At 54.0% G+C, this 6,320-nt stretch carries 6 protein-coding genes and 1 pseudogene; all 7 read right to left on the reverse strand.

The genetic code is table 11. The features are described from left to right. Nucleotides 1-198: 198 nt before the first annotated feature. The 7 genes and pseudogenes from GOW40_RS20950 to GOW40_RS20980 all read right to left on the reverse strand — a co-directional run bounded on the left by GOW40_RS20950 (nucleotide 199) and on the right by GOW40_RS20980 (nucleotide 5,961). Entirely contained in the window at nucleotides 199-1,500 is a 1,302-nt protein-coding gene (locus GOW40_RS20950) for a hypothetical protein (RefSeq protein ID WP_171133752.1), read from the reverse strand. A 134-nt stretch (nucleotides 1,501-1,634) separates the two neighbouring features. Continuing rightward, nucleotides 1,635-1,931: a 50S ribosomal protein L23 gene (locus tag GOW40_RS20955; protein WP_039523333.1), complete on the reverse strand. Its 297-nt coding sequence runs from the start codon at nucleotides 1,929-1,931 to the stop codon at nucleotides 1,635-1,637. Then, the gene (gene rplD, locus GOW40_RS20960; protein WP_171102852.1) at nucleotides 1,928-2,545 is read right to left on the reverse strand and encodes a 50S ribosomal protein L4; all 618 of its coding nucleotides are present in this window, start codon (nucleotides 2,543-2,545) and stop codon (nucleotides 1,928-1,930) included. The genes GOW40_RS20955 and rplD overlap by 4 nt, the downstream gene beginning before the upstream one ends. After that, a complete protein-coding gene (rplC, locus tag GOW40_RS20965) occupies nucleotides 2,542-3,276 on the reverse strand; it encodes a 50S ribosomal protein L3 (protein ID WP_171133753.1) in 735 nt (244 codons plus the stop codon). Before rplC ends, rplD begins: the two co-directional genes overlap by 4 nt. Nucleotides 3,277-3,292: 16 nt before the next feature. Then, nucleotides 3,293-3,607: a 30S ribosomal protein S10 gene (rpsJ, locus tag GOW40_RS20970; protein ID WP_008756422.1), complete on the reverse strand. Its 315-nt coding sequence runs from the start codon at nucleotides 3,605-3,607 to the stop codon at nucleotides 3,293-3,295. A 469-nt stretch (nucleotides 3,608-4,076) separates the two neighbouring features. Then, nucleotides 4,077-4,223, reverse strand: a pseudogene (gene tuf, locus GOW40_RS20975) (elongation factor Tu); the annotation flags it as partial. A gap of 25 nt (nucleotides 4,224-4,248) precedes the next feature. After that, on the reverse strand, nucleotides 4,249-5,961 hold the full coding sequence (locus tag GOW40_RS20980; RefSeq protein WP_254444536.1) for an amidohydrolase: 1,713 nt from the start codon (nucleotides 5,959-5,961) through the stop codon (nucleotides 4,249-4,251). Nucleotides 5,962-6,320 lie beyond the last annotated feature (359 nt).

A 6,320-nucleotide genomic window follows, 5' to 3' on the forward strand; every position in this document is an offset into this window, starting at 1 on the left:
GCAAGTGCGAGGCTTTGCCCCGCTATGTGATAGGCCCCCGTAGGTGCCCGAGGTGAAGGGCCCCGAAGGTCCCCGGTTACAAATATCAGAGGCCCCGGAACGAATCCGAGGCCGCAAGATTGGGAGCGTGTAACAGGGTTGGGGGTGGGTGTCTATAGGGTGGGAGTGATTTGTGTGGTGGCCTTCATAGAATATGAGCTAAGACTTGTCGCCCGCCTTCATGATCAGTGTAGAAGCTTTATCAGCTATTCGCTCCGCCACTGTGTTTACAGTCCCGTCATCTATTTTGTTTGATCCACCCATGGTGTGGTTATGCTGCTGACCGAACATACGTTTGATCAACTCAGCTTTAATCTCCTTCTGATCCTTTTCCTCCAAGTTGGCAATGAAGGGATCGAGGGCTTTGGTCTCAAGAGCGAATGATCGCATCTGCTTCTCGTTGTCTCGGTGCATTTTTGATTGCCGCGACGCGTATCCGGCTGTCACTAAGAGAATTGCTGTAAGCGATGATGCAGTGACGATGTTGGCCCAATTTATAGCGCCAGAGTCAGTTGGCTCAAACCCGATCCAATACTTGAAACCTAACCATATGATAGCTGCGACCAGTGATCCCATGGATATCCATCGCCAAAGGTCAGCCTCTTCCTTTTCTTCACCAGCGCTCTTTTGGTACCCCCCGGCGACACTATCACGGCCAACCAATTCGTGTATTTCCAACACAGCTTGATGTTTCTCATTCACATCCGCCAAAGCCGCTTCGCCTCGCTTTGCAAAACGCTCCAGTAGCGCCGCGAGTTTCTCGGCTTGTGTTTTCCCTAACTCAATATGCTGAGTATCGGCCGACTTTCGCCATTCTGACAACAGCTCTTCAAACTTCGTATCCCGTTCTATTTGGGCTTCGGAATGTTCTTCAGCGCGAGCCGTTTGCTTTTCCGTGAAGTCAGACTGCCACTCTGAAAGCTTCGTTTCAGCGTCTGTCGAAAGATGATCTAGCTGATCTCCTAAGTCGTTCGCCTTACTTTCTAGTTTGGAGTGAGCCTCAGCAGTTTCTTCAAGTCTTCCCTCTGTCTGTTTGATGAAGCCTTCCATCGATGCGGAAAATGATCTGTAGGCTTTTTCTGCTTGCTTAATGACCGACTGAGGCTCAGGGAGTCGGGACATCGCCGCCAATTGATAGATCTGCAGAGCGTATTGTGTTATGTGATTATTGGCTGTTTGCAGGTGCGTTATCTGAGGTGAATTCGAATAAGCTTGAAGCTGTTGAAAAAAGTGCGCATGTCGCAAGTGTTGGTTGATCTGATCTAACAAAGCCTTTGGAAAAAACTCATCATCTAAGCCGGTAACAATAGTCTGTAAGTTATCTAGAACCTTCGTTAGTCGGTGCCGTTCCACCTCAAATTCTGGTTCGCTGTTCTCCACTGTAGTATCTAAAAATTCTGCAGATTGCCGCAGCGTTTCGTGTAGTGGGTGATTCTCAAATTCGTTAGACCAACGCGACAACTATTAGCACCTCCGATGCACTTCTCGCACATCTTATGCATGCAAGAATATCAAGTGCCAGAGGCATACGTACTAAAACAAAAAAACCCCCGCTTGCGCGGGGGCCATTATCTCTCTCCACAAACGTGATCCGATCAAAGACCGGTGGACACGTCGATGGTGTTCCCCTCTTCAAGGGTCACATATGCTTTTTTGACGTCTTTCCGCTTGCCCAACTGGCCGCGGAACCGCTTGACCTTACCTTTGGTCACAGTGGTGTTCACCGCTTTGACCTTCACACCAAACAGCGCCTCAACGGCCTCTTTGATCTGCGGCTTGTTGCTGTCGATCGCCACTTCAAAGACAACCGCGCCGTTTTCGGACGCCATGGTCGACTTTTCGGTGATGACCGGCTTGCGGATCACGTCGTAATGTTCTGCCTTCGCGCTCATTTCAGACGAGCCTCCAGTGCTTCGACAGCCGCTTTGGTGAGCACCAGAGTGTCACGCTTGAGGATGTCATAGACGTTTGCGCCCATCGACGGCAGGATATCCAGACCTTCGATGTTCTTGGACGCTTTCAGGAACCCTTCGTTCACGGTCGCGCCGTCGATGACCAGAGCACGTTTCCAGCCCAGGTTTGCAACCTGTTTGGCCAGAGCGGCGGTCTTGCCTTCGGCTTCGGCGTTCTCGATCACAACCAGTTCACCTGCTTTGGCTTTGGCCGACAGAGCGTGGCGCAGGCCAAGCTTGCGGAACTTTTTCGGCAGGTCGTGGCCGTGCGAGCGAGGGGTCGGGCCCTTGTAGATACCACCCTTGCGGAAGATCGGCGCGTTGCGGTCACCATGGCGCGCGCCACCGGTGCCCTTCTGGCGATAGATCTTCTTGGTCGAGTAGCTGGTTTCCGAGCGGGTCTTGACCTTGTGGGTGCCGGCCTGCGCGTTGTTGCGCTGCCAACGGACCACACGGTGCAGGATGTCCGCGCGCGGCTCGAGCCCGAACAGTTCGGCGTTCAGCTCGATGTTGCCGGCTTTGCCGCCGTCCAGTTTGATTACATCAAGTTTCATGCTTCACCACCTTCCGCGGGTGCTTCTTCCGCAGGAGCTTCGGTTGCCTCAGATACGGCCGATTTCACAGCAGCCGGGAAAGGCAGGCCTTCCGGTGCTTTCTTCTTGACGGCGTCCTTGACGGTGACCCAGCCCGATTTCGGTCCGGGAACGGCGCCTTTGATGAAGACCAGACCGCGGTCGGCGTCGGTTTTGACAACCTCGAGGTTCTGGGTGGTAACACGGGCAGCACCCATGTGACCGGCCATCTTCTTGCCTTTGAACACCTTGCCCGGGTCCTGACACTGACCGGTCGAACCGTGCGAACGGTGGCTGATCGAAACACCGTGCGAGGCGCGCAGACCACCAAAGTTCCAGCGCTTCATCGCACCGGCAAAGCCTTTACCGATCGAGGTGCCCGAAACGTCAACCTTCTGACCTTCCAGGAAGTGTTCTGCCGAAATCTCGGCACCCACATCGATCAGGCCATCTTCGGAGACGCGGAACTCGGCCAGCTTACGCTTGGGCTCGACCTTGGCAGCGGCATAGTGACCGCGCATGGCTTTCGAGGTGCGTTTTGCCTTGGCCGCACCGGCGCCCAGCTGAACGGCGGTATAACCGTCTTTGTCAGCGGTGCGCTGTGCAACAACCTGCAGGTTGTCCAGGTGAAGAACGGTCACAGGGATCTGCTTGCCGTCTTCCATGAACAGGCGGGTCATGCCAACTTTTTTTGCGATAATACCAGAGCGCATGAATAATACCCTCCGATTACGACTGCAGCTTGATCTCGACATCCACACCAGCAGCGAGGTCGAGCTTCATCAGCGCGTCAACGGTCTGGGGGGTCGGATCAACGATGTCGAGCAGACGCTTGTGCGTACGGATCTCGAACTGGTCGCGGGATTTCTTGTCAACGTGAGGGCCACGGAGAACCGTGAACTTCTCAATCTTGTTCGGCAGCGGGATTGGGCCGCGCACGTTCGCGCCGGTCCGCTTGGCAGTGTTGACGATCTCTTGCGTGCTGGCATCCAGAACGCGATAGTCAAATGCCTTCAGCCGAATACGGATATTTTGGCTTTGCATAGATACAGCCTTTTATCAGGCGTTGAGGTTGAGAGGAGGACAGACGCGCATCGCCAACCCTCATCGAACCCAAAAGGCGGGAATCACCCCGCCTTGACGTTCTTATGAAGAACTCGCGCGTATTAGTGGGGTTGGTGGGGTTTGGCAAGGGCTATTGTTGATGTCCACCAACAAGGTCGCTCAGGACCACGGTACACAGGTATTGTTTTGCAGCTTGAAAATCCGAATGTCGTCGTTTTCATATGCGTACAAGCTAAGATCGGTGGGGGCATCGAAGAACAAATTTGTTTTCGGGTTGTTAAACGCAACCAACTCCACTTTTTGAAAGCGCCTGCGAAACCTAAAGTCGCTGTTCCCAAGGGCAAAAGCAAACAAGAAGGCCGCCCCGATGTGGGACGGCCATCTTTAGTTCAACGGTGTGGGCTCTCATTGCTCTTTCAGAGCAACTGCCGCCCACCGCTTTCCAAAATTATTCAATAATTTTGGAAACGACGCCAACGCCGACGGTGCGGCCGCCTTCGCGGATGGCGAAGCGGAGGCCGTTTTTCATTGCGATGGCCGCGATCATCTCGACGGTGAAGCCAACGTTATCGCCCGGCCTAACCATTACTGCGCCGTATCGCTTCCCTGACATCAACAGGCTAGTTCTTAACGAGCCACGGGTCTTCGACCTTCATGCCCTGATATACCGCGTGCAGGAAAAGATGAGCGATCACAGGGTCATTTGAAAATGGCGAGAATTGCAGATTTCCTTCTCTGACATCGCCTTCAGCTTCATAGATCACTTCGTCGCCCTTGATGGTCACGCGTACTTCAAGTTCCGCCAATGTCTCTGGATCGACCGCCGTGGGATCGTCTGACAGGATCACAAAATCCGCGACCTTTCCGACTTCGATAGAACCCTTCGCATCTTCCTCGAAATGTTGCCAGGCGGGCCAGATTGTCATGGCTTTCAGGGCAGTCATGACATCAACCCTTTGATGCGGGCCCAAAATGTCACCGGACCGGGTGCGCCGGGTGACCGTCGCGGCAAGGACACGCATGCTGTCTGGAAAAGCCACAGGAGCATCATGGTGCGTGCCGAAGATCATATCGCGCTCGCGTAGCCAACCGGTCGGCGAGATGTTGTCGGCATTCACTGGCCCAACCGTGTGATCCCGATGCCAGTCGCCCCAATAAAACGTATGCATTGGGAAAAGCGATGGAAAAACCCCGAGCCGTTTGAAGCTAGCGACCTGATCCTCTCTTAGAAACTGCCCGTGAACCAGAACCGGACGGTTACCGGGGTCGCCATACTTGATCTGGGCCTCTTCGAGGGCTGCGATAAGCATATCAGACGCCCCCTCACCGTTGGAATGAACAATAATTTGGAACCCGTTTTCATAGCACCAGTTCACTGCGTCCTGGAGTTGTTCCATAGTGATGGCCGCGTATCCCGCATACCCGGCAGCATAGTTCCCGACCGGGTCGTAATAGGGTCGGTCCCGTAACGCTGTGAACCCCTGTGGCGAACCGTCAATTGTAAGCTTACAGCCACCGACCCGAACCCGGTTGTCATAGTTCATGGAAGTGTTGGCACCAATATATTCCCTGGCTTCGAGGACATCCGGGAACGCTACGACGTCGATGGGAAGCCCGTCGTCGGCAGCGACTTTCTTTAGTACCTCGACAATTTCACCAGAGGATCGACCTTCTTGCCCGGTTGTGTATCCAAATTTCGCCCAAAGCTTTGTGCCCGCTTTGGCAAATTCTGCCAGTCCATCCTCACCCAAATTTCCTAACATGGGCACAAGGACGGAAAAGAATGCGTATTCTTCCAGAACGCCGTTTGGCTCACCGCTTTCGTCCCGCTGAATCACGCCCCCCGGAGGAGCCTCTGAAGCAGCTGTGATGCCCGCCAGTTCCAAGGCTTTTGAGTTTGCAACACCCAAGTGCCCGGACTGGTGAACGATTACGACAGGCAAATCCTCAGACACTTTGTCCAGTTCTTCCCGTGTCGGGTGGCGCAGTTCCTTTAGTTGAGCATTGTCATAGCCAAACCCAATAATCATTTTCACTTGTTCAACAGCCTGCGCATTCTCTTCGGCCCATGCTGAAAGAGTGGATTGCAGGCTGGCTATATCAACAACCTCGCCATCGGGCGGTGAAAGAAGGTTCGCAGAGAGAGCCTGCAAGCCTCCCATGACGACATGACCGTGGCTGTCGACGAAACCCGGAAGCATCGCGCGGCCATCCAAATCATAGGTTTCGGTCTTGTCGCCTTGGTGGGTCGACACATCAGAAAGAGACCCCACCGCTAGAATGCGCCCATCCTTGACGGCAACTGCTTCGGCTGAAGGTGCCGTGTCATTCATCGTAACGATTGGACCCCCGAGATAGATCCTGTCCGCGATTTGCTGTGATGACACTGGGGAAGAAAAGCTAATAATTGCGGTGACTGCGGTGACAAAACAAAGTGAACGAGCCGAGAAACACATCTTGTGACCTCTTTCTAATTGTTACGTCTAAATACGGAAGAGGTTAGCATCTCAGTCGGCTTGAGCAAAAAAGAAAAAGGCCGCCCCTTTTTGGGACGGCCTTCTTTAGTTCAACCGAGTTGCTCCCGGCAGGTTTTCTTATGGAAAATCGCCTGCCGCAACCGGGCGCGGCAAGCGCGCCTTACTCGATGATTTTCGACACGACGCCGGCGCCGACGGTGCGGCCGCCTTCGCGG

Source organism: Ruegeria sp. HKCCA6707 (assembly GCF_013033515.1).
Classification (GTDB): Bacteria; Pseudomonadota; Alphaproteobacteria; order Rhodobacterales; family Rhodobacteraceae; genus Ruegeria.